Source organism: Metapseudomonas boanensis (genome assembly GCF_018704125.1).
In the GTDB taxonomy this organism is placed as follows: Bacteria; Pseudomonadota; Gammaproteobacteria; order Pseudomonadales; family Pseudomonadaceae; genus Metapseudomonas; species Metapseudomonas boanensis.
This window is the reverse complement of record NZ_JAGTIS010000003.1, coordinates 129,226-154,450: the sequence shown is the minus strand read 5'-3', so window position 1 is coordinate 154,450 and position 25,225 is coordinate 129,226. Positions and strand designations below refer to the sequence as shown.

The window sequence follows — 25,225 nt, the reverse complement described above, 5'->3', positions numbered from 1 at the left end:
GAGTCCATGATGGTTATTGAACAAGGCCAGGTGGCGGTGATTACCGGCGCGGCAGGTGGCATCGGCAAAGGCTTGGCGGAAGAAGCAGCGGCACTGGGCCTGCGCCTGGTGCTCAGCGATATCGACGGGCAACGACTGACCGCGCTGGCGGAAGAGTTGGCTGCCCAGGGCGCGGAGGTCGCCACGCTGGTGGCCGACGTCGGCGATCCGGAGCAGGTAGAAAGCCTGCTTGCGCTGGCGCAGCAGCGTTTCGACGGCGTCGACCTGCTGTTCAACAATGCTGGCGTGATGCAGACCGGATTCAGCTGGGAGATCACCGCGGCGCAATGGCAGCGCATGCTCGACATCAACCTGCGCGGCGTCATCAATGGCGTTCGCAGTTTCGTGCCGTTGCTGCTCAGGCAGGGGCGTCCGGCTCATATCGTCAATACCGCCTCGCTCGCCGGGCTAATCAGCAGCCCGATGATGGCGCCTTATACGGTGACCAAGCAGGCGGTGGTCGCGCTCTCGGAAACCCTGCATTACGAGCTGGCAATGCTGCAGGCGCCGGTCTCGGTTTCCGTGCTCTGCCCAGGCCCCGTGGCCAGCGACATCATGGCCTCCAATCGCGCGGCTGGTGAAGCCGCCCGCCAACTTGACTCGCTGCTCGACAGCACGATCCGCCAAGGCATGGCGCCGCGCGAGCTGGCACAACTGGTATTCGCCGGAGTGGCCGAAGGCCGCTTCTGGCTGCTGCCGCACAAGAGTTTCAAGCCGGCCCTGGAACAGCGCCTGGCCAGCATCCTCGAAGAAACCAATCCAGTCTTCCAGATGGTCGATGTAGAAGGAGAGCCCCATGGCGCTTGATCCGCAGATCGCCGCTGTCCTGCAACAGTTCAGCGGCTTGCCGCAGCCGGACTTCAACCAGCTTGATCCGATGCAGTACCGCCAGTTCTCCGACAACCTCATGCCGCCGATGCCAGGTGAGCGCCTGTTCGAGGTGCGCAACCTCAAGGTGGCAGGGGCCGAGGGCGAGCTGGATGCGCGCCTTTATCGACCCGAGGACAGCAACACCCTGCCGCTGCTGGTGTTCTTCCATGGCGGCGGCTTTGTCATCGGCAACCTCGATACCCATGACAATCTCTGCCGCAGCCTGGCTCGGCTGTCCGGCGCTGTGGTGGTGTCGGTGGCTTACCGACTGGCGCCGGAGAGCAAGTTCCCGGCAGCCCCGCACGACTGCTACCGCGCCACCTGCGACCTGGTCGAGCGTGCCGGCGAGCTTGGCTTCGATGCCAGCCGCCTGGCCTTGGCCGGTGACAGCGCCGGGGCCAACCTGGCTATTGCCGTGAGTCGCCTGGCGGCAACCCGCAAGGGGCCACGTGTGGCCTACCAATGCCTGTTCTATCCCGCTGCAGATGCGCGTTGCGATAGCGCCTCCCACCGCGAGTTCGCCGAGGGCTACTTCCTTACCCGCGAGATGATGCAGTGGTTCTGGCGCCAGTACCTGAGCCGCGCCGAACAAGCTGACGAGGCGCTGGCTTCGCCCCTGCGCGCCGAAGACCTGGAAGGGCAGCCACCCACCACTCTGCTCAGCGCCGAGTATGACCCGCTACGCGACGAGGGCGAGGCCTTCGCCCAGCGTTTGCGCGAGGCGGGCGTAGCGACCCGGCTGCAGCGCTGCGATGGCATGATCCACGGTTTCATCAGCATGGCCGCATTCGTCCAGCAGGCGCAGCAAGCGCTCGAATCCGCCGCCGCCGACCTACGCGCGGCGTTGAACTGAGGAACCGACCATGCTCGACAATCCGCAGTACCTGATCGAGTCCATGGCCCGTGGCGAAATGGTCGTGATCACTGACGACGACGGCGATGGTGAAGGTTCACTGGTGATCGCCGCCGGCCATGCCGATGCCGCCGCGATCAACTTCATGGCTCGCGAGGCGCGCGGGCTGATCTGCCTGACGCTTACCGACGAGCGCTGCAAGGCCCTTGGCCTGGAGTTGATGGTGCCCAACTCGCGGGCCCGGCATGGTATGGGCTTCACTCTCTCCATCGAGGCGCGCACCGGGGTGTCTACCGGCATCTCGGCGGCGGACCGGGCGCGCACCATTGCGGTGGCCGTGGACCCGGCCAGCACGGCGGTGGACCTGGTCCAACCCGGTCACGTGTTTCCGCTGCGCGCTCAGCCCGGCGGCGTCATGCAGCGTGCCGGGCATGTCGAGGCCGGCTGCGACCTGGCGCGCCTCGCTGGCCTGATGCCAGCTGCGGTGCTCGTCGGCATCCTCGATGAGGACGGCGAGCCGGCGCGTGGCGCCGCCTTGCGTGGCTTTGCCGAACGACACGGCCTGCGCATCGGCAGCGTGGCTGATCTGATCCACTACCGTATTCTCCATGAAGGCACCATTCGTCGCTCCGGCGAATACCCGCTCCAGACCCGCCATGGTGAGTTCAGAGTCTTTACTTACCTGGACGATTACCAGGGCCAGCTGCACCTGGCGCTGGTGCGAGGAGAGGTGCGCCGCGATCGCCCGGCCCTGGTCCGTGTGCAAGCCGTGGAGACGTTGCGCGATGTCCTGCATAGTCATCCGGAAGGTGGCCAGCAGTGGAACCTCGAGCGCTCCCTGGCTCGGGTGGCCAAGGAGGGGGCTGGCGTGATAGTGCTGCTGGCGCAGCAGGAAACGCCCGCCGCGGTCATCGAACAGTTGCAGCAACAGGCCGGGCAGAAGCCGCGTCCGCCGATATTTCCACAGCGTACATTGGGCATTGGCGCGCAGATCCTTCGTGACGTTGGCGTGCGCAAGATGCGCCTGATGAGTTTCCCTGTAAGTCACAAGGCTGTTTCCGGCTTCGAGCTGGAAGTCGCCGAGTTCGTCCCCTTCGAATCGCAGGAGCAAGCATGAGCAATGAACTGGACAGGCTGTTGAGCCCGGCGAAATTGGCTGGCCTGACCCTGCGCAACCGCGTCATCAAGACTGCGACCTTCGAGGGCATGTGCCCCGGTGGCGTTCCGGGTGACGATCTGGTCAACCATCATGCCGGCATGGCGCACGGCGGTGTTGGCCTGACTACCGTGGCCTATTGCGGCGTGTCGCCCGACGGCCTGACTTTCCCCGACCAGATGTGGATGCACAGCGGTGTATTTCCGCAATTGCAGCGGCTGGCCTCCGCCGTGCATGCCGAAGGTGGCGCGGTTTCCGCGCAACTGGCCCACTGTGGCTATTTCAGCCGCAATAAACCACTCAATATCCCGCGACCGCGAGGCCCCAGTGCCTGCATCAACCAGTACGGCGTGTTCTCCGGCGTACCCATCGGCGGCGCCATGGACAGCTCTGATATCGCCCGAACGGTGGCTGAGTACGCTGCCGCCGCAGCCTTCGTGCGTGATGCGGGGTTCGATGCCATCGAGATCCACATGGGCCACGGCTACCTGCTCAGCCAGTTCATTTCCCCGCTCTTGAACAAACGCCGCGATGCCTACGGCGGTTGCCTGGAGAATCGCATGCGCTTCCCGCTGCAGGTGCTGGCGGCGGTGCGCGCGGCAGTCGGCAAGGATTTCCCGGTGCTGGCCAAGCTCAACCTCAGCGATGGTCTGGAGGGCGGCCTGGAAATAGAAGAGTCCTGCAAGGCTGCGCAGTTGCTGGAGCAGGGGGGGCTGAACGCCATTGTCATGAGCGGGGGGCTGGTCAGTCGTACCTCGATGTTCCTGTTCCGCGGCGAAAGTCCGCTGAAGTACATGGTGCCGCTGGAAAAGAACCCGTGGCAGCGCACCGCGATGAAATGGTTCGGTGGTGCGAGCTTCCCGTCAATGCCGTACGAGGAAATGTATTTCCTCGAACTGGCCCGCCAGATGCGCCGCGCGGTGAACATGCCGCTGGTCTACCTCGGCGGCGTCGCCACGGGGCAGAGCATGGGGCAGGCCATGGCCGAGGGTTTCGACTTCATCGCCATGGGCCGTGCCCTGCTCAATGATTCGCATTTGTTGCAGCGAGTCCGCGAACAGGGAGAGGGCTGGAAAAGCCCGTGTACCCACTGCAACCAGTGCGTGGCCAGCATGGCCCTGCCAGGCGGCATCCGTTGCACCTTGAACCAGCCGAATGCGTTCGCCTGACCAAGGCCATCTGATGAGCGGCTTGCATCCGCGATTCGGCTGTTCTTTGTGGGGGCGAATTCATTCGCACCCACAGGCTCTGCGCGCGTCTTCCACGTAAATGAAAAAGCCCCCGCTACCTCACGGCAGCGGGGGGCTTTTCATTGAGCGCGAATCAGGGCGTCAGGTTGCCCAGGATCAGCTTGGCCTGGGCTTGCAGCAGCGGCGAGGCGGTCATGTTGCCGTCGATCACGGTAATCACTGCGTTGCCCAATGACAGCTGATAGGCGTCGGCCAGCATCTGCACGGCGGTAGGGGCGGGTGTCAGCCAGCAACACCTCCTTGGCGGACTTGTTGGGCGGAGTGACACATCGAAGGCGCGCGAAACCTTGTAGGAGCCAGCTTGCTGGCGAATGGCGAATGGCGCATGTTCGCCAGCAAGCAGCCTCCTACAGAGAGAGTACCGGCTATCCGGCTGTCAACTCGCATCTCCCCCAGATTCCGCGATGAACCATGAAAAAGCCCCCGCTACCTCACGGCAGCGGGGGCTTTTCATTGAGCGCGAATCAGGGCGTCAGGTCGCCCAGGATCAGCTTGGCCTGGGCTTGCAGCAGCGGCGAGGCGGTCATGTTGCCGTCGATTACGGTGATCACTGCGTTGCCCAGGGATAACTGGTAGGCGTCGGCCTGCATCTGCTCATCGGTGGGCGTGGGCGGGGGTACGAGATTGACTCGAATCACGCCGTCAGCGCCCTGCTGTGGGGCGAAGGCAACATTGCCCCAGTCACCGATGGGCGCGAAGGCGACGCCCGTCACCTGGCCCGCTTCCAATGCTGGGTAGTTGATGTTCAGACCGGTGGTGCCGGGCAGTCCGAGCACATTGGTCGCGCATTGGGCCTTGGCCTTGCCACCACTTGTATCGCAGACGCGGCGTGCCTCGGCGCCGATGGCGGCGGCGCGTTCGATGACCTTGGCGGCGAAGCGCGCAGTATCGTCCATGGCGTTGAGGGTTTTCAGATAGCCAGCTTGCGGGTCCTGGCTGATCAGATGCAGGTCGATGCCGGTGGACACGGCTACCGCCGGCACACCCTTGAACATTGCGCGGACTGCCGCGTTGACGGTGCCGGACATCTGTGTCAGCGGGCCTACGTTGTCGCCGAAGTTGGTGCCTGACACCACCAGGTCCGGACGATTGTCTTTCAGCAGCAGGTCGAGGCCGACGTTCACGGCATCCACCGGCGTGCCAATAGCCGAGTTCTTGCCTGCTGGCGGGGTATAGCCGGTTGGGGCGCCAACGCAGTATTTGCCCTGGGCCAATTGGGTCACGGCCAGGGCCTGCCCCGGATTGACCACACTGGCAGCGCCGATACCGCTGCTGTCGTTCTGCGGGCCGACCAGGGTTACTTGGTGGCCGGCAGCGACCAAAGCCTGGTAGACGGCATCGATTCCCGGCGCACGGCAACCGTCGTCATTGGTGAGCAGGATGTTCAAGGCGCTGGCCTGGAGCGAGAGTGACAGGGCGGCAAGACCGATAGCGGATTTCAACAGCGTATGCATCATCGTCGTTTCCTCTGTGGAGAAAAGGGAACCTAAGTCGACTGCTGGCTGAACGAAGGTGGTTTTCTGGGGACACAACAAAGCGAGGCCCGAAGGCCTCGCTGAGGTTGGGCGCTTAGCGACCCAACTTGCGGAGGTTGGCAACCGTGAAGTAGTCGGCGTCGTAATCGCTGCTGTTGAGCTTGGCCGGCGGCTTGCCATTGAGCAGGCGGTCGGTCAGGTAGGAGCCGGCGATCAGGTCGTGGAAGACCGCGACGCGTGCCTGGAAGCCTTCCATGTCATAGGCGTAGGCCGTGGTCTGCATGTTGCTGCGCCAGAGTTGGCCTTTGCCGTCGTAGTTGTCGGCCAGTACGGCGATCCAGGAGTCCTCGTCGATGAAGAGCACGCGCTTGCCGTAGATATGGCGCTTGCCGGGCTTGAGCGTGGCTTCCAGCACCCAGACGCGGTGGGGCTCATAACGCATGAACTCAGGGTTGATGTGGCCGTTGGTGGCCAGCAGGTCGTCGAGTTTCAGGTTGGGGTCGTCGAGCTTGTAGTTGTTGTACGGGATGTACATCTCCTTCTTGCCCAACAGTTTCCACTCGTAGCGGTCCGGAGCACCGTTGAACAGGCGGTCCTCGTCCATCACGCGGAAGCCACCGGCACCGAAGGGCGTGTCATAGGCCACGGTCGGCGCACGACGCACCCGGCGGTTGCCCGGGAGGTACTGCCAGGCCTGGGATGGCGAGCTGAGCGGGTCGGTAAAGGTGTGGGCCAGGATGATCTCGCCTTTCTTGCGGGTCGGCTCCAGGGTCTGGACCAGTGCGAAGGCCTGCTGGCCGCCGAAACTTTCCACCGTTTCCTTGGGGGAGTCCCACACGGAGAGGATCTTGTAGTCCATGGACTCCAGCGAGCGGCTGCCGTTGGCCAGGGTCAGCGCCATGGTGTAGATGGCGTCTTCCTTCCAGGCGCGGGACGGCAGGTTGAGGTTCCACATCAGCTCATAGCCGTCCTTCGGAATCGGGAAGGGCGAGGCGCCGATGGCGTTGACCACACCGTTGCCGCCGCTGACCAGCTCGGCGCTCAGGGCGTTGGCGAGGGTGCGCTGCTGGACCCGGTCGGAGTAACGGAAGTCACGATGGCTCGGATATACCGGGATCTTGAAGCTGTCTTTGTAGCGCTGGAACAGGGCCTTTTGGCCGTCCGAAAGCTTATCGGCATACTGCGCCATGTTCTGCGCAGTGATGACGAATAGCGGCTTTTCATCGGCATAAGGATCGGGGTATTGGCTGCCGCTGCCACCGTAGTTCAGGTGGGGCGGCGCGCCGAGCCATTTGCCGCTCCACGCAGGGATACTGCCGTCGGCGTTGCCGGCCTTTTCCGCCCCCATGGGGGTGAGGTCGTTACCCAGGCGTTTGGCCTCTTCCGGGCTGACCTTCGCCATGACCGGGGCACTGACGATGGCTGCGGCGAGAACGCCGGCGAGGAGTGGGGTCTTGTTGTTCATGTGCATCTTGATTCTCCTGCGGCAGTGGATCAGAAGCTGTACTTGACGTTGATGCCGACGTTGTCGCGGTCAGCGAATGGGGTATCTCCGGCATCGCCGAGGAATGCGTTGTAGCGGGCCTCCAGAGTCAGGTTGTTGAGGTAACGCCAGGTGGTGCCGAGCCCTAAGCGATGGTCGCCTTCACCCATGCCGAAGGTGCCCGGCAGGGAAGAGTCGCCACCCAGGTTCTGGCTGAAAATCAGCGGAACAGTGAGGTCCCAGCCGTTGAAGATGTTCAGGTATTCGAGCTGGAGGTTGAGGGTGTAGCCCCAGGAGCTCTTGTCGAAGTAGAGCTCGTCGGTGTTCGCCGTGGTCATCGGAAAGAAGCCGCCGGCCCCATCCGGAACGAAGGCGGTGAAGCTCGGCGCGCGGTCGTTGTCGAGGACCTCGTTGTAACCCACCTCACCGATCAGCGTGGTGTTGTCGGCGATCGGCAGGGTGCCGAAGGCGTGGACGAAGGACACTTGCGCCTGCATGGTTTCGGCACGCACCGGATGTGGTACCAGACCGGTATCAGCGAGTACTGGCTGGCCGTCGCGGTAACTGATTTCACCGCTGACGTTAGTGTCGCCGAGTACGGTGGAGAAACTGGCGCCGTAGAGGTCGATGTCGTCGAAGTAGCGGACCTGGTAGTTGGCAGTGTTCCAGCCGCTGAGGAAGTCCATCTGCGGCGCCTTGTCGTGGAAACGCAGGTAGTAGAGGCCGAACTCGGTGTTGTTCAGCGACTCGGCCACGTAGTTCAGGGCTACGCCGTATTGGCCGCTGTCGCTTGGCTCGTCGTCCGACAGCCGGCGAGTGATACCGAAGGCATCGGTGAAGCCGCCTTCATCCATCTGGTCGGTGACGGAGAAGAAGCTGCCGACTCCGTCGATCTCGGTCTTCTCCCATTCATACTGGTAATAAGCCTGGAAGCTCAGGCTGTCGGTCAGGTCGATCTGGCCATACACCTGGCCTACCGGCAGGAACAGCTCCTTCAGCTCCACGCCTGGCGTGTTTGCCTTGGTGGCATCTACCGGGCTCTGGCCGCCGGAAATACCGTTGCCGATGAACAGGCTCTCGCCCCAGCTCACCACCTGATCGCCCACGCGCAGGTTCAGGTTGTGACCTCCCAGGTCCCAGGCGCCATAGACATAGGAGTCGAGCAGTCGCAGATCCTTGCCGTGCTGGTCGATGGTGCCGTGGGGGAAGTGGTTTGGCTGTGAGCAACGACCGCCGGCGAAGCAGTTGGATGTGCCGGTGCCGTTGTCGTTGCTGCGGTTGTAGACGTCGTCGTAGAAACCACTGGCACGCATGAACAGGCCGAAGTCCTGTTGCCAGTTCAGGTTCATTTCGGTCAGGAAGCTGGCCCGGTTGGTGATCAGGCTGCCCTTGTCGAAGGCGTTGTTACCGTCGTCGATGTTGGCGATGACCGGGTTCGGGAAACCGTTGGACAGCGCGTGATCGCGAGATTCGGTACGCCAGGCGAGGCCGTAGGTCAGGGTAGTGTTCCAGTCGACCTTGAGGTCTTCGTTGGGCTGGAACGACATTGCCTGGCTGTGGCCGGCGCAGCCAGTGGCCAGGCCAAGCAGGGCAACGCGAATCGCAAACTGCAAGGGATTACGGGTTTGGCTTCTTGTTGTTGTTGTCATCATGTTGCTCTCGGCACGGCTGGGCACAGCTCGGTTCGCCAGGCCCAAATTGGAGTTGAGTGTGGCGGAGTGACTATGTGGTCGCTGCCGAGGCACAACATCGTCCAAAAAGACTACCCGCCAGCACTTGCTCTCCGATCGGGCTGAACGGTCGGTTTGTCCCGTCTCGCGTAGTCCCATCGGACGATGTTGCGTGTCGGGGGCGCACTGAGAATCCGGGCTGATTGCGCACCACGAACAACAACAAGGGAGCAGCCCGATGAGCGCGAATAGCCCGAAATGGGATCAAAGCTGTGACGTACTGGTGGTGGGTTCAGGAGCCGGTGCGATGACCGCGGCGCTGCGAGCCCACGACCTCGGATTGCAGACGCTGGTGGTGGAGAAGAGCGACCGTTTCGGTGGTACCTCCGCGATTTCCGGTGGCGGAATATGGGTTCCCTGCAACCACCGCATTGCCGCAGTGGGCGGCCAGGATTCGGCCGAGGAGGCCATCCGCTACATCCGCGCCGTTACCCATGGCGAGATCGACGACGGCCGTATCGAAGCCTATGTCGAGCATGGCCACCGGGCGATCGAGTATCTCGAACAGCACTCCCGCGTACGCTTCGAGGCACAGGAGGCCTATTCCGACTACTACCCGGAAGTGGACGGCGGCAAACCCGGCTACCGCTCCATGGACCCTTTGCCGTTCGATGCCCGAGAGTTGGGCGAGGACTTCCAGCGCCTGCGCGAGCCGTCACCCGCCACGCTGATGATGGGCCGCATGACAATGACCATGAAGGAGGCGCGGGTCCTGCTCTGCCGTGGCCCCGGCTGGGTTGGCCTGACCCTCAAGGTGATCTGGCGCTACTGGCGCGACCTTGGCTGGCGTCTGCACTCCCGGCGCGATCGTTTTCTCACCTTGGGTAATGCCCTCATCGCCGCACTACGCTGCTCGTTGACCGACCGCCAGGTGCCGCTCACGCTGAATTGTCGACTGGAGCGACTGATCGAGGAAAACGGCCGCGTCGTCGGCGCCGAACTGGTGCACGATGGCTGTATCTTGCGTGTCCAGACCCGGCGTGGCGTGGTACTGGGCGCTGGAGGCTTCGAGCGTAACCAGGTCATGCGTGCGCAGTACCATCCGCAACCCTCGCGCAGCGACTGGAGTGCGACGCCGCCCTACAACACCGGTGATGCCATCCGCGCCGGCCAGGCCCTAGGTGCCACCACGGCACTGATGGACCACAGTTGGTGGGCGCCAACCACCCATGTCGAGGGTGAAGAGAAGCAACGCCCGTTGTTCGTCGAGCGCGCGCTGCCCGGCTGCATCATGGTGAACTCGGCGGGTCAGCGTTTCGTCAACGAAGCGGCACCTTACACCGACATCGTCTACGCCATGTACGAGAACAACCGCGAGGGCGCCACCAGCGTGCCGTGCTGGTTGATATTCGATGCCGACTTCCGCCGCAAGTACCCCTGCGGTGCTTTGCTGCCCGGCTACGCCATGCCCGACAGCCGCTTGCCCAAACATCTGCACAGCTATTTCCACAAGGCTGACAGCCTCGGTGAACTGGCTTCGAAGATTGGCATCGATGCTTCCGGACTGCTGCGTACCCTCGACCGCTTCAACTCCATGGCCGAGGCGGGCAAGGACCAGGATTTCAAGAAGGGCGATTCGCTGTTCGACCGCTACTACGGCGACCCGACCGTGCAGCCCAACCCCTGCCTGGCACCGCTGGTGAAAGCGCCTTTCTACGCCGTGAAGATCGACGCCGGGGACATCGGCACCAAGGGCGGCCTGCTTACCGACGTGCATGCCCGCGTCCTGCGTGACGACAACACCCCCATCGCCGGACTCTACGCCATCGGCAACACCGCAGCTTCGATGATGGGGCGTACCTATCCGGGCGCCGGCTCGACCATCGGTCCGGCCATGGTCTTCGGCTTCCGTGCGGCTGAGCACATCCACGCTGCCGGTACCGAGGGCGTAGGGGTGAATTCAATCGCCAAGCAGGCCAACGGCCTGTCGCTCTGAAACTCGGGGGGCCGCGTTGCGGCCCTTCGCGAATGAATTCGCTCCCACAAGAACAAGAGGATGACGAAATGATCGATTTTGCGGGCAAGACAGTCCTGGTCACCGGCGGTGGCGTGGGCATTGGGCGGGCCATGGTCGAGGCCTTCGCCCGTGCTGGGGCTCGGCTGGCCGTGGCCGAGGTCGATGCCGAAAGGGCCGCGGCAGTCCGCGACTGGCTGGCCACCTGCGGCAACGAATCCCTGGTGGTGGAAGTGGACGTCACCCAGAAGGGCCAGGTGGTGGCTCTCGCCGAACAGGTGGAGGAACGCTTCGGTGGGCTCGATGTGCTGATCAACAACGTCGGCGATTCGCTGATGATCGCCAAGCCTTTCGATGCCTACAGCGACGACGACATGGATCGGCTCTACGCGGTCAACCTGCAGCATGTTTTCCGTGTGACCCGCGCCATGCTGCCGTTGCTGCGTCGCCAGGGGCCGGGAGGCAGCATCATCAGCCTGTCGTCCATTGAGGCCTTTCGCGGCATTCCGAACTGCAGCGTCTACGCGGCTTTCAAGGCTGCCATCGGCGGTTTCACCAAGAGCCTGGCGCTGGAGCTGGGGCCGGTAGGCATTCGCGTTAACCAGATCGCCCCCGAGTCCACCGAAACCCCGCAACTGCCCATGTCGCTGATGATCGCCCCAGAACATCAGACGCAGATGCCGAACTGGATTCCGCTGGGACGCTTCGGCCAGCCGGAAGACATGGCCGGTGCCGCGCTGTTCCTCGCCAGCCCGCTGTCGGGCTGGGTCACCGGCACAACCCTGCATGTGGATGGCGGCGCTTTGGCCGCGGCCGGCTGGTACCGCGACCCCAAAGGCACCTGGACCAACGTCCCGGTGATCACGGGCAACGGCTTCAACTTCTAGGCCTCCAGCCATCGTTGAACGCAACAAGGAATCCCAGATGAACGCGAATAACACCAAAGTCGCTGTGGTCACCGGCGCAAGCCGTGGCGTCGGCAAGGGTATTGCCATCGCCCTTGGCGCGGCGGGCATGACCGTCTACCTGAGTGGCCGCTCTGCCACCCAGAGCTCTAGCCAACTGCGCGGCCAACCTTTGCCCGGCAGCCTGGCAGAAACCGCAGAAGCCGTAACCCGTGCTGGCGGCAAGGGCATTGCCGTGCCCTGTGACCACCGCGATGACGAGCAGGTTCGTGAGCTCTTCGAGCGCGTCGAGCGCGAGCAGGGTCGCCTTGATCTCCTGGTGAACAATGCTGCCTTTCTCCACGAGAACCTGATCGACCCGGGCCCCTTCTGGGAGAAGCCGTTGGAGCTGGTGGACATCCTCGACGTCGGCTTGCGTTCGGCCTATGTCGCCAGCTACTACGCAGCGCCTTTGCTGGTGCGAAATGGCCACGGGCTGATCAGTTTTGTGTCTTCCTTCGGTGCCGGGTGCTACATGCACGGTCCGGCGTACGGCGCGCAGAAGTCCGGTTGTGACAAGTTCGCAGCGGACATGGCCGTCGACCTGGAAGGTACCGGCGTGGCTGCTCTCTCTCTCTGGCTAGGCCCGCAGCGCACCGAGCGCACGGCAATTGCCGGCGCGGAGCGGGCCGACCAGTACGAAGCCTTCATGGCCATGGCGGAGACTCCCGAGTTCAATGGCCGGGTCATCCATGCGCTGCTCAACGACCCGAACCTACAGGCACTGTCCGGCCAGACCCTGATCACCGCCGAAGTGGCACAGGGCTATGGCATCACCGAAGCCGAGGGCCGCCAGCCGCCGTCCTACCGCGAGATGCTCGGAGCACCGCATCCGCAGCATCCCGCGCGCGTTATCTGATCGATCCGTTACCGGGCCATGCCCCGGTGCCTCAACCCAGGGGCCTGAACCCAGGCCCCAGCAGGAGTGACTACGCGATGAAGATTCTTGTGATTGGCGGAACCGGCCTGATCGGCGGCCATGCCGCGCTTTACCTCAAAGACCATGGGCACGACGTCACCATTGCCGGACGCAAACCGGCTGCTGGCGGCAGCGCCTTGGCCGAGCTCAAGCAACTGCAGGGCGACTATGTCGCCGGCACCTTCAGCCGCGACGACCTGGCGGGTTACGACGCCCTGGTATTCGCTGCTGGCAGCGATATCCGCCATGCCCCGCAAGGGGGAGATCTTGATGCCCACTGGCAGCGCGCCAACGTCGAAGCCATCCCGCGTTTGTTCGAACTGGCCCGCAGCGCAGGCATCAAGCAAGCAGTGCTGGTAGGCAGCTTCTACCCCCAGGTGGCGCCGGAGCTGATCGACAGCATTCCGTACGTCCGCTCGCGGCACCTGTCAGATCAGGGCGTGCGCTCGCTTTCTGGTTCGGACTTCAAGGTGTGCAGCGTCAATGCGCCCTTCGTGGTTGGCGCGGTACCGGGCTTGAAAGTCGAGATGTTCGAGGCCTATACCCGTTACGCAGAGGGCAAGTTCGCGCCGCTGCCGTTCTATGGTCCGGCAGGTGGCAGCAACTTCATCTCTACCCGTTCGCTGTCTCAGGCGATCCTCGGCGCACTGCTGCATGGCGAGTCGGGCAAGGCGTACCTGGTGGGCGACGAGAACCTCAGCTATGCAGAGTACTTCCAGGCGTTCCTGCGTGCTGCCGGCAACGACGCCGAGGTCCCGTCGCTGGATCAGGAGCACCCGCTGCTGCCGGATATGGCGCTCTACACCGGGCGCGGCAATACCGTCAGCTACGAGCCGGATGCTGCCGAGACTGCGCTACTGGGATATGTGCGCAATGACATCCAGCGCGCGGTGAATGAAGTGGTGGCGCAGTATCGGGGGTGAGGTACCGAGGCAGGCCTGCGGCCTGCTTGGCGAAAGAATTCGCCCCTCAGCAGTAGCACCCCATTGCATGGATCGGCCCCCTCACCCGCTTGCGGGAGAGGACAGGGGAGAGGGTGGCCCGAGACTGCTCGGAGTTTGGAGGGGCGGCCTGCTCGGCGAATGAACTCGCGCCCGCAGGAGTTGCTCTGGGCCCCGGGGTTCTTGCGGACTGCCCTTTCTCCCTCCGGGAGAAGCCTAGGTTTGTGGCAGCTTCTTCAGCCGATAGGAGAGGGCAGGGCGGGTCATTCCCAGCAGCCTTGCTGCTTCCGATACGTTCTGCTGAGCGCGCTTCATGGCGCCCTGCATCAGGGCTTCCTCGACCGCATCCAGGCTGATCCCGCTGTCGATGAGTCGTTCCACCCAGTCCGGCTCATCGGTAGGTGCGTGATCGACCAGGGCACCTTCACTGGACAGACCAATGCTGTGCGCCTCTTGCGACAGGTGCGGAAACAGAGCATCGGCACTGATGCTCTGGTTGTTGTCGGTGATGATCACGCCGCGTTCGATCAGGTTTTCGAGCTCACGGATATTGCCTGGCCAGTCGTAGCGCATGCAGGCCTCGAGTGCGCGATCGGAGAGGCCCAGAGTGTTTTTGCCGTAGCTGGCGTGTAGCCGCGTCAAAAAGTGCTCCACCAGCAGTGGGATGTCCTCCTTGCGTTCGCGAAGTGAGGGAATGAATACCGGGTAAACGTTCAGTCGATAGTAGAGGTCAGCTCGGAAACGCCCTTCCTTGACCGCTTTGGCCAGGTCCTCGTGGGTGGCCGCGACCACGCGGACATCAACCTTTCGGGTTTGCGAGTCGCCTACGCGTTCGAGCTCTTCTTCCTGCAGGACACGCAGCAGACTGGCCTGGGCCCTCGGGGTCAGCTCGACGACTTCATCAAGGAACAGGGTGCCTCCGTTCGCACGCTCGAAGCGGCCCATGCGTGACTGCTGGGCGCCGGTGTAGGCGCCGCGCTCCACGCCGAACAGCTCGGCCTCGATCAGGTCCGGCGGGATGGCGGCGCAGTTCAATGCGACGAAGGGACCACCGGCTCGCTCGCTGCGCAGGTGCAGGCTGCGCGCCATGACTTCCTTGCCGACGCCGGTCTCGCCCAACAGCAGCACTGAGGCCTTGCCTGGCGCTGCCTTGTCGATCAGGGTGCAGGCCTTGCGGTAGCGCGGTGCCCGGCCAATGCCGTAGTACTGGCCGACATCCTGCTGAAGCCGCAGGCGCAGGTTCGCCACCTGCACCTGCAGGGCCTGGAGTTCTTCGATGATGGGATCGTTCTGGAAGTAGCGCAGGAACTCCTCGGCGTCCTCCCATTCCTCCACGGGTTTGCCGATGATGCGACAACGGTCGTCGCCACAGCCTCGGCAGCTGACTTCCTTGTACAACACCTGGCGCCCCAGGAAGAACGACGAGTAGCTGATGGCGTAGCCCAGGAGTGTCCAGCACACGGGCTGATCGAAGGTCAGTTGCTCGGATTGGCAGTTCTCCACCTCGTAGGAGTTCTGCCACTCCAGGTCGGCGTAGAAGCGACCATTTTCGATGTCGATATTCATCTCCAATGGCTGCACTTTGACCATCCCTTTGAGCGAGTGCAATTGAGGTCCGGTCAGGAACATTTCCACTGCATCGGCACCCGGTCTCAGTTTGCGGGCCAACTCGGCGTCCTTCAGGCCGGACTGATAGCCAAGGCGCAGGAAGAGCCCCTTGGCGCGTTCCACACCGAGCATTTCCACCAGTTCCCGCCGAAAGGATCCCATGGCCGACGCCTGCAGCAGAAGCATGCGTTGTTCATCCAGCCAGATCTTCCCTTCGGTTCCGAGAAAGCGGACCCGGTCGGTCAGGTCCTTCAGCGTCGGGCTGTGTTCCGACGCCTTGTATTCCACATTCATGGCATTGCACCCCTGATTTTTATTGTGCGGGGAGACGGTAAACCGCCGCTCAGGTCATGCGGTTCTGGAGGCTTGCCGAGGCGACCCATACACGCAAAGGCGGGTCGCGTTCTTTTTCTAAGCGGCCTGAAAGCCATGCAAAAGTCAACCGTCGGCGCCAATTGTCGATTTGCTCAAAGCGCCTCGATGGATTGAGCAAATGGTTAAAAAGGACCGGCTCTGAATGCTGCGCCAGAAGGCCTTAGAGCGTCGGTGATTTCTATAGAAAATCAATTAAAACAGTAGCTTGTAATTAATTTCTCGGCGGCCTGGCAGCGCTGGCACAGGCGTTGCTCTGGGTGCTGTACCCGTTCACGGAGTCGCCTTGCATGAACTCACTACTGCCCAGTTTCGAACAATTGCCTCGCTATGTCCGGGTGCGCAGCGAGCCCGGCGCCATTTTCGTCGAGTTCGACTTCGCCATCGGCTACCCGGACCTCTTCGTCGAGCTGGTCTTGCCTCGCGCGGCCTTCGCCAGCTTCTGCGAGCAGAACCGGGTCCAGCACATGGACACGGCGATGGCCGAAGCCGTCGATGCCGACATGGAGAAATGGCGCTACGGCGAGGTGCGTGGCCAGTCCGCCTAGCGGCCAAGCCCTGAGCGCGTCGCTCCCCCGACAACAACAAGTACAGGACGCCCTGCATGAGTATCGAGATCAAGACGGCGACGGCCGAGCCGATCCGCCAGACTTTCAGCCACACCCGTCGGCGTTTCGGCGACAAGCCTGCCAGCCGGTACCAAGAGGCCAGCTTCGACATCGAGGCCGCCACCAACTTCCACTACCGCCCGCTGTGGCAGCCGGACAAGCTGCTCAACGACGCCACCCGCACCGCCGTGCGCATGGCCGACTGGTATGCCGTCAGCGATCCGCGCCAGTACTACTACGGCGCCTACGTGCAGACCCGCGCCAAGATGCAGGAGAACGCCGAGCACGATTACGCCTTCTGCGAGAAGCGCAACCTGCTGGCCGGCCTCGACGCCACCAGTCGCGAGCAGATCGCCCATCTGCTGCTGCCCCTGCGCCACGCGGAGCTCGGCGCCAACATGAACAACAGCGGCATCGCCGCCGACGGCTACGGCACCAGCCTGACCCAGATGCACATGTTCCAGGCCATGGACCGCCTCGGCATCGCCCAGTACCTCTCGCGTATCGGCCTGATGCTCGATGACGGCGGCACCGACCTGCTCGCCGAGGCCAAGTGCCAGTGGCTGGAAGAGCCGGCCTGGCAGGGCCTGCGCCGCTACGTCGAAGACAGCCTGGTGGTCCGCGACTGGTTCGAGCTGACCCTGGCGCAGAACCTGGTCAGCGACGGCCTGCTGTACCCGCTGATGTTCCTCAAGTTCGACGACCAGCTCTGCGCCCAGGGCGCCGGCCAGGTGGGGATGCTCACCGAGTTCATGCGCCTGTGGTTCGCCGAGACCCAGCGTTGGGTCGATGCCATGGTCAAGACCGTGGTGACCGAGAGCATTGATAACCGCCAGCTCGTGGAAGGCTGGGTCGACCACTGGCAGGCCCGCGCCCTGGAGGCCCTGGCGCCGCTGGCGGCGATCGGCCCCGGCCGCGATGCCCTCGATACCGTGGCCGGCGAGTTCGCCGCCCGCCTGAAGAAACTCGGCCTTGCAGGAGCCGCACAATGACTTCCCTCGTCTACATCGCCTTCCAGGACAACGACAACGCCCGTTACATCGTCGAGGCCATTGTTCAGGACAACCCCCACGCCGAGATCCAGCACCAGCCGGCCATGATCCGCGTCCAGGCCGAACAGCGCCTGGAGATCAATCGCGCCACGGTGGAGGAGAAGCTCGGCCGCGAGTGGGACGTGCAGGAAATGCTCATCGACGTCATCACCCTCGGCGGCAACGTCGAGGAAGACGAAGACCGCTTCGCCCTGCACTGGAACTGAACCCGCGCATAACGACAAGAATCGGGAGAGCCACCATGGCCGCCAAACGCCTGAACCAGAAAGACAAGTACCGCTGCCTGACCCGCGACCTGGCCTGGGAGCCAAGCTACCAGAGCAAGGACGACATCTACCCCTTTGAGCGCTTCGAGGGCATCAAGATCACCGACTGGGACAAGTGGGAGGACCCCTTCCGCCTGACCATGGATGCCTACTGGAAATACCAGGCCGAGAAGGAGAAGAAGCTCTACGCCATCTTCGACGCCTTCGCCCAGAACAACGGCCATACCAACCTGTCCGACGCGCGCTACGTCAATGCGCTGAAGCTGTTCCTCTGCGGCGTGACGCCGCTGGAGTACCAGGCCTACCAGGGCTTTGCCCGAGTCGGCCGGCACTTCGGCGGGGCCGGGGCGCGAGTGGCCTGCCAGATGCAGGCCATTGATGAACTGCGCCACGTGCAGACTCAGATCCACGCCATGAGCCACTACAACAAGCACTTCAACGGCCTGCATGACTTCGCCCACATGCACGACCGGGTGTGGTTCCTCTCGGTGCCCAAGTCCTTCTTCGAGGACGCACGGACCGCCGGCCCCTTCGAGTTCCTCACGGCGATTTCCTTCAGCTTCGAGTACGTGCTGACTAACCTCTTGTTCGTGCCCTTCATGTCCGGCGCCGCCTACAACGGCGACATGGCCACCGTCACCTTCGGTTTCTCGGCGCAGTCCGACGAGGCGCGGCACATGACGCTCGGCCTGGAGGTGATCAAGTTCCTGCTGGAGCAGCACGAGGACAACGTGCCGATCATCCAGCGCTGGATCGACAAGTGGTTCTGGCGCGGTTACCGCCTGCTGACCCTGGTGGGGATGATGATGGACTACATGCTGCCGAATAAGGTCATGTCCTGGGCCGAGGCCTGGGAGGTGTACTACGAGCAGGCCGGTGGCGCGCTGTTCAAGGACCTGGAGCGCTATGGCATCCGTCCGCCGAAGTACGTCGAGCAGACCGCCATCGGCAAGGAGCACATCAGCCACCAGGCCTGGTCGATCTTCTACCAGTACAGCCAGGCCACCAACTTCCACACCTGGATGCCCACCGACGAAGAACTGGACTGGCTCTCGGCCAAGTACCCGGACACTTTCGACCGCATCTACCGCCCGCGCTACGAGCACTGGCGGGGGATGCAGGCCCGGGGCGAGCGCTTCTACAACAATGCGCTGCCGATGCTCTGCCAGGTCTGCCAGATCCCGCTGTCGTTCACCGAACCGGATGCCGACACCACCTTGAGCCACCGCAGTGTGATGCACGGCGGCGAGCGCTTCCATTTCTGCTCCGATGGCTGCTGCGACATCTTCCAGTTTGAACCGGAGAAGTATGTCCAGGCCTGGCTGCCGGTGCACCAGATTCTCCAGGGCAACTGCGGTGGCGGCGACGTCGAGAGCGTGGTGCGCGACTACTACAACATCGCGTTCGGCCAGGACAACTTCGACTACCAGGACTCGCCCGAGCACCAGCGCTGGCGTGAGTGGCAGGGCGACAAGCCCGCCGACCTCGCCAAGGCCGGCTGAATCCTGCGGCGGGCGTCACGCGCCCGCCTTTCACCCCAATTACAAGAAGGACAGCGTCATGCCCGTGACTGCCATCGGCGCCTACCAGGCGCAATCCCTGGACCGCCAGGAAAACTTCAACGGCCTGCAACTGGTGTACCTCTGCTGGGAACGCCACCTGATGTTCTGCGCGCCCTTCACCCTGCCGCTGCCGCCGGACATGCCCTTCGGCGACTTCATCGAGCAGGTCGTGAAACCATCGATAGCCGCGCACCCGGATGCCGCGAAGGTGGATTTCAGCCAGGCTCGCTGGCGCCTTGACGATGGCGATTTCCAGCCTGACCCCATGGCCGGCCTCGCCGCCAACGGCATCGGCCACAAGAGCCTGCTGCACCTGTCCACCCCCGGCCTGGATGGCCTCAACGGCAGCTTCAACTGAGGAAATCGCCATGAGCTACCAGGTCACTATCGAACCCACCGGCGAGCAGATCGAAGTCGAAGAAGGCCAGACCATCCTCCAGGCTGCCCTGCGCCAGGGCGTCTGGCTGCCCTTCGCCTGCGGCCACGGAACCTGCGCCACCTGCAAGCTGCAGGTGCTGGAAGGGGAGGTGGACGTCGGCGCCGCCTCGCCCTTCGCCCTGATGGACATGGAGCGTGACGAGGGCAAGGTGCTGGCCTGCTGTGCCATCCCGCAGAGCGACCTGGTGATCGAGGCCGACATCGACGTCGACCCCGACTTCGCCGGCCATGCGGTGCAGGACTATCGCGCCGAAGTGGTCGCCGTCGACGACCTCTCTCCGACCATCAAGGGCCTGCGCCTGAAGCTGGACCGGCCCATGGAGTTCCAGGCGGGGCAGTACATCAACCTGCAGATTCCCGGCATCGACGGCACCCGCGCCTTCTCCCTGGCCAACCCGCCGAGCCGGGCCGATGAAGTGGAGCTACACGTGCGCCTGGTGGAAGGCGGCCAGGCCACCGGTTTTATCCACAACGAGCTGAAGGTGGGGGATGCCCTGGAACTGTCCGGCCCTTATGGGCAGTTCTTCGTGCGCGGATCGCAGCCGGGGGACCTGATCTTCATCGCCGGTGGCTCGGGGCTGTCCAGTCCGCAGTCGATGATTCTCGACCTGCTGGAGCAGGGCGACACACGACGCATGACCCTGTTCCAGGGCGCCCGCACCCGCGCCGAACTGTACAACCGCGAACTCTTCGAGCGCCTGGCCGAGCAGCACGAGAACTTCACCTACGTGCCGTCACTCAGCCAGGCCGCTGACGACTCCGAATGGACGGGTTTCCGTGGCTACGTGCATGACGCCGCCAAGCAGCACTTCGACGGTCGCTTCGCCGGTAGCAAGGCGTACCTCTGTGGACCGCCGCCGATGATCGACGCTGCCATCACCGCCCTGATGCAGGGCCGGCTGTTCGAGCGCGACATCTTCATGGAGCGATTCCTCACCGCCGCCGATGGCGCCGACGAGAGCACCCGCTCAGCCCTCTTCAAGCGCATCTGACCCGTTCTGCCCGCTGCTCCGCGCCGATGGCGCGGACGGCGGCTCACGCCCATAAAAACAACAAGGTATTGCCGATGAGCACCAATCTGCGTGTCCTGTCCTGCTGCATCCTCGCCACCCTGAGCCCTGTCGCCCACGCCACCGAAGGCGGCGGCTCCACCTATCCCATGGGGGCCGAGAACTACATGTCCGGCGCCATGCCGCCACCCGGTTTCTACGGCCAGGTGTTCTCCACTCACTACGAAGCCGACACCCTGCGCGGCAATGACGGCCGCAGCCTGCCGGTGGACTTCCGCGTTCGCGCCAACGTCATCGCGCCACGTCTGATCTGGGTGAGCGAGCAGCAGCTGTTCGGCGGCAACCTGGCCTTCGCGGCACTGTTTCCATTCGTTGACCTGAAGGTGGAAGTGAACGGCCAGTCCGAGCACAAGAAGGGTCTGGGCGACATCATCTTCGGCCCGGCGCTAGGTTTTCACCACAGCGACAAGCTGCACAGCATCTTCGCCCTGGACTTCATCGCCCCCTCAGGGGAGTACGACCGCGGCGACCTGGCCAATCTTGGGCGCAACTACTGGACGGTGGAGCCGGTGCTGGCCATCTCCCACGTCGACCCCGCCGGCCTCAATGCCAGCGTCAAGCTGATGTACGACTTCAATCAGGAAAACCCCGCCACCGACTACCGCTCCGGCCAGGAATTCCACTTCGACTACGCCGTGGGTTGGGGGCTGGGCAACGGCTGGGTATTGGGCGTGGGCGGCTACTACTACCGTCAGACCACCGACGACCGCCAGAACGGCGACCGGATCGACGACAACAAGGGGCGCGCCTTCTCCATCGGCCCCTCGATCATGTACAGCAACAAGGACGGCTGGTTCCTCACCGCCAAATGGGAACAGGAAACTGAGGTGCGTAACCGTGCCGAGGGCGATGCGTACTGGTTGAAGTTGACGGTGCCCTTCTAGCGCACCCGCTCAGGCCATCGCGCAGCGCAGGGTGGGCCGGGCGGTTTCCCGCTTCGGCCCACCCACGCCGGGCTAGATGGTTCGACTCAGATCGGCGAGCCCGGCAGGCCCGGGTAGTAGGAACCGGCCGCTACGCCGCCGTCGACCGACAGCTCGCTGCCGTTGCAGTAGCTGGCTTCGTCGCTGGCGAGGAACAGCGTGGCGCGGGCGATCTCTTCCGGTGCGCCGATGCGCTGCAGCGGCACGGTGCGGTACTGCGGGGCCAGCTCATCGCGCGAGGCACCGGTGGGGTTGGACATCACGGTATCCACGCCACCCGGATGCACCGAGTTGACCCGCACGCCATGTGGGCCCAGTTCCAGCGCCGCGACCTTGGTCAGCCCGCGCACGCCCCACTTGCTCGACACGTAGGCCGCCAGGGCATTCACCCCGCGCAGGCCATCGACGGACGAGATATTGACGATGGAGCCGGCGCCTTGCTCGCGCATGAAGGGCGCCACGGTATGAATGCCGAGGAAGGTGCCGGTGAGGTTGATCGACAGCGCGCGCTCGAAGTCAGCCTTGGACAGCTGTTCGATAGCGCCGAACACCAGGACGGCGGCGTTGTTCACCAGCACGTCGATACGGCCATGGCGCTCTACGGTCTCGCTGACCAGGCGCTGCCAGTCTTCTGCGTTACTCACATCCAGGCGACGGAAGCTGACCTTGTCGCCCAGCTCCGCGGCCAGGGCCTGGCCTTCGCTTTCCAGCAGGTCGGCGATGACCACGGTTGCACCTTCCTCGACGAACAGTCGCGAGGTTTGCGCGCCCATGCCGCGCGCGCCGCCGGTGATGATGGCGACCTTGTTTGCCAAACGTTGCATGACTCTCTCCTTGATTAACCCCAATAGGCCTGGCCGCCATCCAGCGGGATGGTGGCGCCGGTCAGGTAGCGGGCGTTGTCGCTGACCAGGAAGGCCACGGTGCGGCCGATGTCGTGTTCACAGTCGCCAACGCGGCGTAGCGGAATGCTGCTGAAGAAGGCTTGTGCCTCCTCCGGGTTGCCCTCGATCCAACCGCGCAGGCCGGGCGAGAGGGCGTGGGGGGCGATGACGTTGACGCGGATGCCATCCACGCCCCATTCGCAGGCAGCAGCCCGGCTGAGGGAGCGGATCGCCTCCTTGGTGGCGGCGTAATGGCCGTAGCCCGAGGCGTCCCAGCGCACGGCGGCAGAAGAGGCCAGATTGATTACCGCGCCGTCGCCCTTGAGGTGCGGGTAGCAGGTACGCATCAGGCGCAGCGTGGCCATCGGACCTGAGTCGATGCCCTTCATGAAGGTTTCGTCGGTGACATCGAGGATGCTGCCCAGCGGCACGATATGGGCGTTGTTGACCAGGATGTTCAGGCCGCCGAAGGCCTCCACCACCTGGGCGACACAGCGGTCGATATCCGTCTGGCTCATCACGTCGCACTCGACCGCCAGGGCGGTGCCACCGCGACGACGGATTTCCGCACAGGTTTCTTCGAGGGTGGCGAGGGTGCGGCCCGCGACGGCGACCTTGGCGCCTTCGGCCGCCAGCGAATAGGCGATGCCTTGACCAACGCCCTGGCCACCGCCAGTCACCAGGGCCACTTTTCCTTGCAGCATGCTCATTGTTGTTCGCTCTTGAATTGAGTGGGAGTGCCGGCCGCGATGCCGGAGATCATTTGCGCGTTGTCGATGCGCAGTTCGGCACCATTGATGAAGCGCGACTCGTCCGAGGCCAGGAACAGCACCATGTTGGCAACGTCCTCGGGCATGCACATGCGCGCCATCGGGTTGTCACCGATGCCGAGGGCCGCCGGGTCGAGGTCCGGCACCAGGGCCTGGGTCATCGGCGTCCAGATACCGTCGGGGTGGATCGAATTACAGCGGATGCGATAGCCGCTGTTCTTGCAGTGGATCGCCACGTTGCGGGTGAGGGCGGTGACTGCGCCCTTGGAACTGCTGTAGGAGCACATGGGCGCCAGGCCACCGAGGGCAGCGACCGAGGACATCATGATGATCGAACCACCGTGCTCGTTCTGCTTCATCGCCTCGATGGCGTACTTGCAGCCGAGGAAGTAGCCGTCAGCATTCACCCGCAGCACGCTGCGCCATTGTTGCAGGCTGGTCTGCTCGATGGTCCCGAGCGGGCAGATGGCGGCGTTGTTGACCAGTACGTCGAGCCGGCCGAACTGCGCCAGGGTCTGGTCGATAGCCCGCTGCCAGTGCTCTTCTTCAGCGACGTCGAGTTCGACGAACAGGGCGTTGGCGCCGATCTCGGTGGCCAGGGCCTGGCCGGCCTTGCGGTCGATGTCGCCAAGCACCACGCGGGCGCCTTCGGCGGCCAGCAGCAGCGCATCGGCCTTGCCGACGCCGCTGGCGGCGCCAGTGATCAGTACGACCTTGTCTTGAACGCGTTTCATGCAGGGCTCCTCGAGGTTTCCTCTCCGGCCAGGGCAGCGCGCAGGGCGTCTTCGCCGAAGATGGCCGAGATCACGTGATCCAGTTGGGGGTTGCGGCGCAGTTCATTGCCGCCGTCGATGGCCAGACTCTGGCCAGTGGTCCAGCCCGACTCCGGGCCGGCCAGGTAGCGCACCGCGCCAGCAATGTCCCCGGGCTTGCCGAGGCGTCCCAGTGGCACCTGCTCGAGGAACGCCTGGCTGAGCTCGGCGTTGCCGAACAGATCCGTGGTGGCCTCGCTTTGGAAGAGGCCGGGACGCACCGAGTTGACGCGGATGCCGGCGCTGGCCAGTTCTTCCGCCGCGCTGCGTACCAGGCTTTCCAGGGCGGCCTTGGCGGTGCAGTAGGACGACAGCCAGCGAAAGGTCATCTGCGCAGCGGTGGACGATATGCAGACGATGGAGCCGCCGCCGTTCCTGGCCATCAGCGGGGCGCCGTGACGGATGGCGAGGAAGGCGCTGACCAGGTTCAGGTGCAGGTCGGCGGTGAAACTGGTCGCGTCATGCTGCAACAGCGGTCGGAAGCCGGCGCCACCGACGGTGGGAATAAGGATGTCGAGGCGCTGCTGCAGGCCGTAAGCCAAGTCCAGCGCGCCTTGCAGGCCGGCTTCCTGGCAGGCGTCGCCAGCATGGCACTCGACCTGGGCATCGGGAACTTGCTGGAGCAGTTCGGTGCGGGCCTTGGCCAGTGCGTCGGCGCGACGTGCCGCCAGTACCACGCTGGCGCCGTCCTTGACCAGGGCCAGCGCACAGGCCTTGGCCAATGCGCCGGTGCCACCGGTGATAAGGGCTGTCTTGCCCTTGAGCGGCGGCGTCATTGCGCCGCTCCCTGCAAGGGCAGGTCCTGGCTCCAGTCCAGCAGCAGTTCGCGCTGGGTGATGTGCCAGAGTCCGTCGATACAGACGAATCGGTCGCGGTAGCGAATCCCCCAGTCGAGCTTGCGGGTCACGCCATCGGCGTCATACAGGTGATTGGCGACGCAGTAGGTCTCGGCGCTGGCCTCCAGTTCCTCCACCTCGGCCAGGTGGTTATGCACATGGTGCTGGGTGACGCTGTAATGGCCCAGGCCATTCATGCCGTCAACGATGGCTGCCACGCCATTGAAGCTGAAACCCGGCCCCTTGAGGACTGCATCGGGGGTGAACAGGCGGGCCAATGCCGCCCAGTCACGTTGATCCACCGCCTGTGCATAGCGACAGACGAGTTCGTAGAGCGCTTGCTTGTGCGATGCCTCGGACATGCTGTGAGCCTCCTTATCCATCCTGCGCGGTTGCAGGTGCGGAGAAAC

Annotated in this window: 25 protein-coding genes; 15 read left to right on the top strand and 10 right to left on the bottom strand. The window is 63.9% G+C overall.

Annotated features, from left to right (window positions below; all coding sequences use genetic code 11):
* Window positions 1-9 precede the first annotated feature (9 nt).
* From J7302_RS08225 to J7302_RS08210, 4 genes are read left to right on the top strand one after another with little or no spacing between them, the layout of a single operon-like run.
* Window positions 10-846, top strand: a complete 837-nt coding sequence (locus J7302_RS08225) for an SDR family NAD(P)-dependent oxidoreductase (protein WP_215372772.1) — start codon at window positions 10-12, stop codon at window positions 844-846.
* Complete coding sequence (locus J7302_RS08220) at window positions 836-1,762, top strand: alpha/beta hydrolase (protein ID WP_215372771.1); 927 nt, start codon at window positions 836-838, stop codon at window positions 1,760-1,762. Before J7302_RS08225 ends, J7302_RS08220 begins: the two co-directional genes overlap by 11 nt.
* A gap of 10 nt (window positions 1,763-1,772) precedes the next feature.
* Entirely contained in the window at window positions 1,773-2,879 is a 1,107-nt protein-coding gene (gene ribB / locus J7302_RS08215) for a 3,4-dihydroxy-2-butanone-4-phosphate synthase (RefSeq protein ID WP_215372770.1), read from the top strand.
* Window positions 2,876-4,087, top strand: a complete 1,212-nt coding sequence (locus J7302_RS08210) for an NADH:flavin oxidoreductase (protein WP_215372769.1) — start codon at window positions 2,876-2,878, stop codon at window positions 4,085-4,087. The genes ribB and J7302_RS08210 overlap by 4 nt, the downstream gene beginning before the upstream one ends.
* Window positions 4,088-4,241: 154 nt before the next feature.
* Here the strand turns inward: J7302_RS08210 and J7302_RS26800 are convergent, their stop codons facing one another.
* The 4 genes from J7302_RS26800 to J7302_RS08190 all read right to left on the bottom strand — a co-directional run bounded on the left by J7302_RS26800 (window position 4,242) and on the right by J7302_RS08190 (window position 8,739).
* Window positions 4,242-4,367, bottom strand: coding sequence for a hypothetical protein (locus J7302_RS26800; RefSeq protein WP_285899533.1), 126 nt, complete (start codon window positions 4,365-4,367; stop codon window positions 4,242-4,244).
* Between the two features lie 265 nt (window positions 4,368-4,632).
* Window positions 4,633-5,622 (bottom strand): 5'/3'-nucleotidase SurE, encoded by a 990-nt coding sequence (gene surE, locus J7302_RS08200; protein ID WP_215373006.1) that lies wholly within the window; start codon window positions 5,620-5,622, stop codon window positions 4,633-4,635.
* 115 nt (window positions 5,623-5,737) lie between these two features.
* A complete protein-coding gene (locus tag J7302_RS08195; protein ID WP_215373004.1) occupies window positions 5,738-7,108 on the bottom strand; it encodes a DUF1329 domain-containing protein in 1,371 nt (456 codons plus the stop codon).
* A 29-nt stretch (window positions 7,109-7,137) separates the two neighbouring features.
* Entirely contained in the window at window positions 7,138-8,739 is a 1,602-nt protein-coding gene (locus J7302_RS08190) for a DUF1302 domain-containing protein (RefSeq protein WP_251701946.1), read from the bottom strand.
* A gap of 295 nt (window positions 8,740-9,034) precedes the next feature.
* Here J7302_RS08190 and J7302_RS08185 point away from each other — a divergent pair, with 295 nt between their 5' ends.
* The 4 genes from J7302_RS08185 (at window position 9,035) to J7302_RS08170 (ending at window position 13,596) form a co-directional block, all read left to right on the top strand.
* Window positions 9,035-10,792: an FAD-binding protein gene (locus J7302_RS08185; protein WP_215372767.1), complete on the top strand. Its 1,758-nt coding sequence runs from the start codon at window positions 9,035-9,037 to the stop codon at window positions 10,790-10,792.
* A gap of 68 nt (window positions 10,793-10,860) precedes the next feature.
* Entirely contained in the window at window positions 10,861-11,697 is an 837-nt protein-coding gene (locus tag J7302_RS08180) for an SDR family NAD(P)-dependent oxidoreductase (protein ID WP_215372766.1), read from the top strand.
* Between the two features lie 37 nt (window positions 11,698-11,734).
* Window positions 11,735-12,613, top strand: a complete 879-nt coding sequence (locus tag J7302_RS08175; protein WP_215372765.1) for an SDR family NAD(P)-dependent oxidoreductase — start codon at window positions 11,735-11,737, stop codon at window positions 12,611-12,613.
* Between the two features lie 77 nt (window positions 12,614-12,690).
* Window positions 12,691-13,596, top strand: coding sequence for an NAD-dependent epimerase/dehydratase family protein (locus tag J7302_RS08170; protein WP_215372764.1), 906 nt, complete (start codon window positions 12,691-12,693; stop codon window positions 13,594-13,596).
* A gap of 234 nt (window positions 13,597-13,830) precedes the next feature.
* Here J7302_RS08170 and J7302_RS08165 read toward each other — a convergent pair whose 3' ends face one another.
* A complete protein-coding gene (locus tag J7302_RS08165) occupies window positions 13,831-15,516 on the bottom strand; it encodes a sigma-54-dependent Fis family transcriptional regulator (protein WP_215372763.1) in 1,686 nt (561 codons plus the stop codon).
* A 368-nt stretch (window positions 15,517-15,884) separates the two neighbouring features.
* Here J7302_RS08165 and J7302_RS08160 point away from each other — a divergent pair, with 368 nt between their 5' ends.
* The 7 genes from J7302_RS08160 (at window position 15,885) to J7302_RS08130 (ending at window position 21,474) form a co-directional block, all read left to right on the top strand.
* Window positions 15,885-16,142, top strand: a complete 258-nt coding sequence (locus J7302_RS08160; protein ID WP_215372762.1) for a phenol hydroxylase subunit — start codon at window positions 15,885-15,887, stop codon at window positions 16,140-16,142.
* Window positions 16,143-16,198: 56 nt separating this feature from the next.
* Entirely contained in the window at window positions 16,199-17,194 is a 996-nt protein-coding gene (locus tag J7302_RS08155) for an aromatic/alkene monooxygenase hydroxylase subunit beta (protein WP_215372761.1), read from the top strand.
* A complete protein-coding gene (locus J7302_RS08150) occupies window positions 17,191-17,460 on the top strand; it encodes an MmoB/DmpM family protein (RefSeq protein ID WP_077524328.1) in 270 nt (89 codons plus the stop codon). The genes J7302_RS08155 and J7302_RS08150 overlap by 4 nt, the downstream gene beginning before the upstream one ends.
* Before the next feature lie 35 nt (window positions 17,461-17,495).
* Window positions 17,496-19,022 (top strand): aromatic/alkene/methane monooxygenase hydroxylase/oxygenase subunit alpha, encoded by a 1,527-nt coding sequence (locus tag J7302_RS08145; protein ID WP_215372760.1) that lies wholly within the window; start codon window positions 17,496-17,498, stop codon window positions 19,020-19,022.
* 58 nt (window positions 19,023-19,080) lie between these two features.
* Entirely contained in the window at window positions 19,081-19,440 is a 360-nt protein-coding gene (locus J7302_RS08140; RefSeq protein ID WP_215372759.1) for a phenol hydroxylase subunit P4, read from the top strand.
* Between the two features lie 10 nt (window positions 19,441-19,450).
* Window positions 19,451-20,512: an NADH:ubiquinone reductase (Na(+)-transporting) subunit F gene (locus J7302_RS08135; RefSeq protein WP_215372758.1), complete on the top strand. Its 1,062-nt coding sequence runs from the start codon at window positions 19,451-19,453 to the stop codon at window positions 20,510-20,512.
* 74 nt (window positions 20,513-20,586) lie between these two features.
* On the top strand, window positions 20,587-21,474 hold the full coding sequence (locus J7302_RS08130) for a SphA family protein (RefSeq protein ID WP_215372757.1): 888 nt from the start codon (window positions 20,587-20,589) through the stop codon (window positions 21,472-21,474).
* A gap of 86 nt (window positions 21,475-21,560) precedes the next feature.
* On the opposite strand, the gene J7302_RS08125 is transcribed toward J7302_RS08130, so the two are convergent.
* From J7302_RS08125 to J7302_RS08105, 5 genes are read right to left on the bottom strand one after another with little or no spacing between them, the layout of a single operon-like run.
* Window positions 21,561-22,337, bottom strand: coding sequence for an SDR family NAD(P)-dependent oxidoreductase (locus J7302_RS08125; RefSeq protein WP_215372756.1), 777 nt, complete (start codon window positions 22,335-22,337; stop codon window positions 21,561-21,563).
* A gap of 14 nt (window positions 22,338-22,351) precedes the next feature.
* On the bottom strand, window positions 22,352-23,107 hold the full coding sequence (locus tag J7302_RS08120) for an SDR family NAD(P)-dependent oxidoreductase (RefSeq protein ID WP_215372755.1): 756 nt from the start codon (window positions 23,105-23,107) through the stop codon (window positions 22,352-22,354).
* Window positions 23,104-23,901 (bottom strand): SDR family oxidoreductase, encoded by a 798-nt coding sequence (locus J7302_RS08115; RefSeq protein WP_215372754.1) that lies wholly within the window; start codon window positions 23,899-23,901, stop codon window positions 23,104-23,106. Before J7302_RS08115 ends, J7302_RS08120 begins: the two co-directional genes overlap by 4 nt.
* Window positions 23,898-24,755: an SDR family NAD(P)-dependent oxidoreductase gene (locus tag J7302_RS08110; protein ID WP_215372753.1), complete on the bottom strand. Its 858-nt coding sequence runs from the start codon at window positions 24,753-24,755 to the stop codon at window positions 23,898-23,900. The genes J7302_RS08115 and J7302_RS08110 overlap by 4 nt, the downstream gene beginning before the upstream one ends.
* The gene (locus tag J7302_RS08105) at window positions 24,752-25,177 is read right to left on the bottom strand and encodes a nuclear transport factor 2 family protein (protein ID WP_215372752.1); all 426 of its coding nucleotides are present in this window, start codon (window positions 25,175-25,177) and stop codon (window positions 24,752-24,754) included. Before J7302_RS08105 ends, J7302_RS08110 begins: the two co-directional genes overlap by 4 nt.
* Between the last annotated feature and the right edge of the window lie 48 nt (window positions 25,178-25,225).

Excerpts from the sequence above, each read along its gene's own strand:
- J7302_RS08225 (WP_215372772.1), top strand. The coding sequence starts at position 10 with ATGGTTATTGAACAAGGCCAGGTGGCGGTGATTACCGGCGCGGCAGGT.
- J7302_RS08220 (WP_215372771.1), top strand. The coding sequence starts at position 836 with ATGGCGCTTGATCCGCAGATCGCCGCTGTCCTGCAACAGTTCAGCGGC.
- ribB (WP_215372770.1), top strand. The coding sequence starts at position 1,773 with ATGCTCGACAATCCGCAGTACCTGATCGAGTCCATGGCCCGTGGCGAA.
- J7302_RS08210 (WP_215372769.1), top strand. The coding sequence starts at position 2,876 with ATGAGCAATGAACTGGACAGGCTGTTGAGCCCGGCGAAATTGGCTGGC.
- J7302_RS26800 (WP_285899533.1), bottom strand. The coding sequence starts at position 4,367 with ATGCTGGCCGACGCCTATCAGCTGTCATTGGGCAACGCAGTGATTACC.
- surE (WP_215373006.1), bottom strand. The coding sequence starts at position 5,622 with ATGCATACGCTGTTGAAATCCGCTATCGGTCTTGCCGCCCTGTCACTC.
- J7302_RS08195 (WP_215373004.1), bottom strand. The coding sequence starts at position 7,108 with ATGAACAACAAGACCCCACTCCTCGCCGGCGTTCTCGCCGCAGCCATC.
- J7302_RS08185 (WP_215372767.1), top strand. The coding sequence starts at position 9,035 with ATGAGCGCGAATAGCCCGAAATGGGATCAAAGCTGTGACGTACTGGTG.
- J7302_RS08180 (WP_215372766.1), top strand. The coding sequence starts at position 10,861 with ATGATCGATTTTGCGGGCAAGACAGTCCTGGTCACCGGCGGTGGCGTG.
- J7302_RS08175 (WP_215372765.1), top strand. The coding sequence starts at position 11,735 with ATGAACGCGAATAACACCAAAGTCGCTGTGGTCACCGGCGCAAGCCGT.
- J7302_RS08170 (WP_215372764.1), top strand. The coding sequence starts at position 12,691 with ATGAAGATTCTTGTGATTGGCGGAACCGGCCTGATCGGCGGCCATGCC.
- J7302_RS08165 (WP_215372763.1), bottom strand. The coding sequence starts at position 15,516 with ATGAATGTGGAATACAAGGCGTCGGAACACAGCCCGACGCTGAAGGAC.
- J7302_RS08160 (WP_215372762.1), top strand. The coding sequence starts at position 15,885 with ATGAACTCACTACTGCCCAGTTTCGAACAATTGCCTCGCTATGTCCGG.
- J7302_RS08155 (WP_215372761.1), top strand. The coding sequence starts at position 16,199 with ATGAGTATCGAGATCAAGACGGCGACGGCCGAGCCGATCCGCCAGACT.
- J7302_RS08150 (WP_077524328.1), top strand. The coding sequence starts at position 17,191 with ATGACTTCCCTCGTCTACATCGCCTTCCAGGACAACGACAACGCCCGT.
- J7302_RS08145 (WP_215372760.1), top strand. The coding sequence starts at position 17,496 with ATGGCCGCCAAACGCCTGAACCAGAAAGACAAGTACCGCTGCCTGACC.
- J7302_RS08140 (WP_215372759.1), top strand. The coding sequence starts at position 19,081 with ATGCCCGTGACTGCCATCGGCGCCTACCAGGCGCAATCCCTGGACCGC.
- J7302_RS08135 (WP_215372758.1), top strand. The coding sequence starts at position 19,451 with ATGAGCTACCAGGTCACTATCGAACCCACCGGCGAGCAGATCGAAGTC.
- J7302_RS08130 (WP_215372757.1), top strand. The coding sequence starts at position 20,587 with ATGAGCACCAATCTGCGTGTCCTGTCCTGCTGCATCCTCGCCACCCTG.
- J7302_RS08125 (WP_215372756.1), bottom strand. The coding sequence starts at position 22,337 with ATGCAACGTTTGGCAAACAAGGTCGCCATCATCACCGGCGGCGCGCGC.
- J7302_RS08120 (WP_215372755.1), bottom strand. The coding sequence starts at position 23,107 with ATGAGCATGCTGCAAGGAAAAGTGGCCCTGGTGACTGGCGGTGGCCAG.
- J7302_RS08115 (WP_215372754.1), bottom strand. The coding sequence starts at position 23,901 with ATGAAACGCGTTCAAGACAAGGTCGTACTGATCACTGGCGCCGCCAGC.
- J7302_RS08110 (WP_215372753.1), bottom strand. The coding sequence starts at position 24,755 with ATGACGCCGCCGCTCAAGGGCAAGACAGCCCTTATCACCGGTGGCACC.
- J7302_RS08105 (WP_215372752.1), bottom strand. The coding sequence starts at position 25,177 with ATGTCCGAGGCATCGCACAAGCAAGCGCTCTACGAACTCGTCTGTCGC.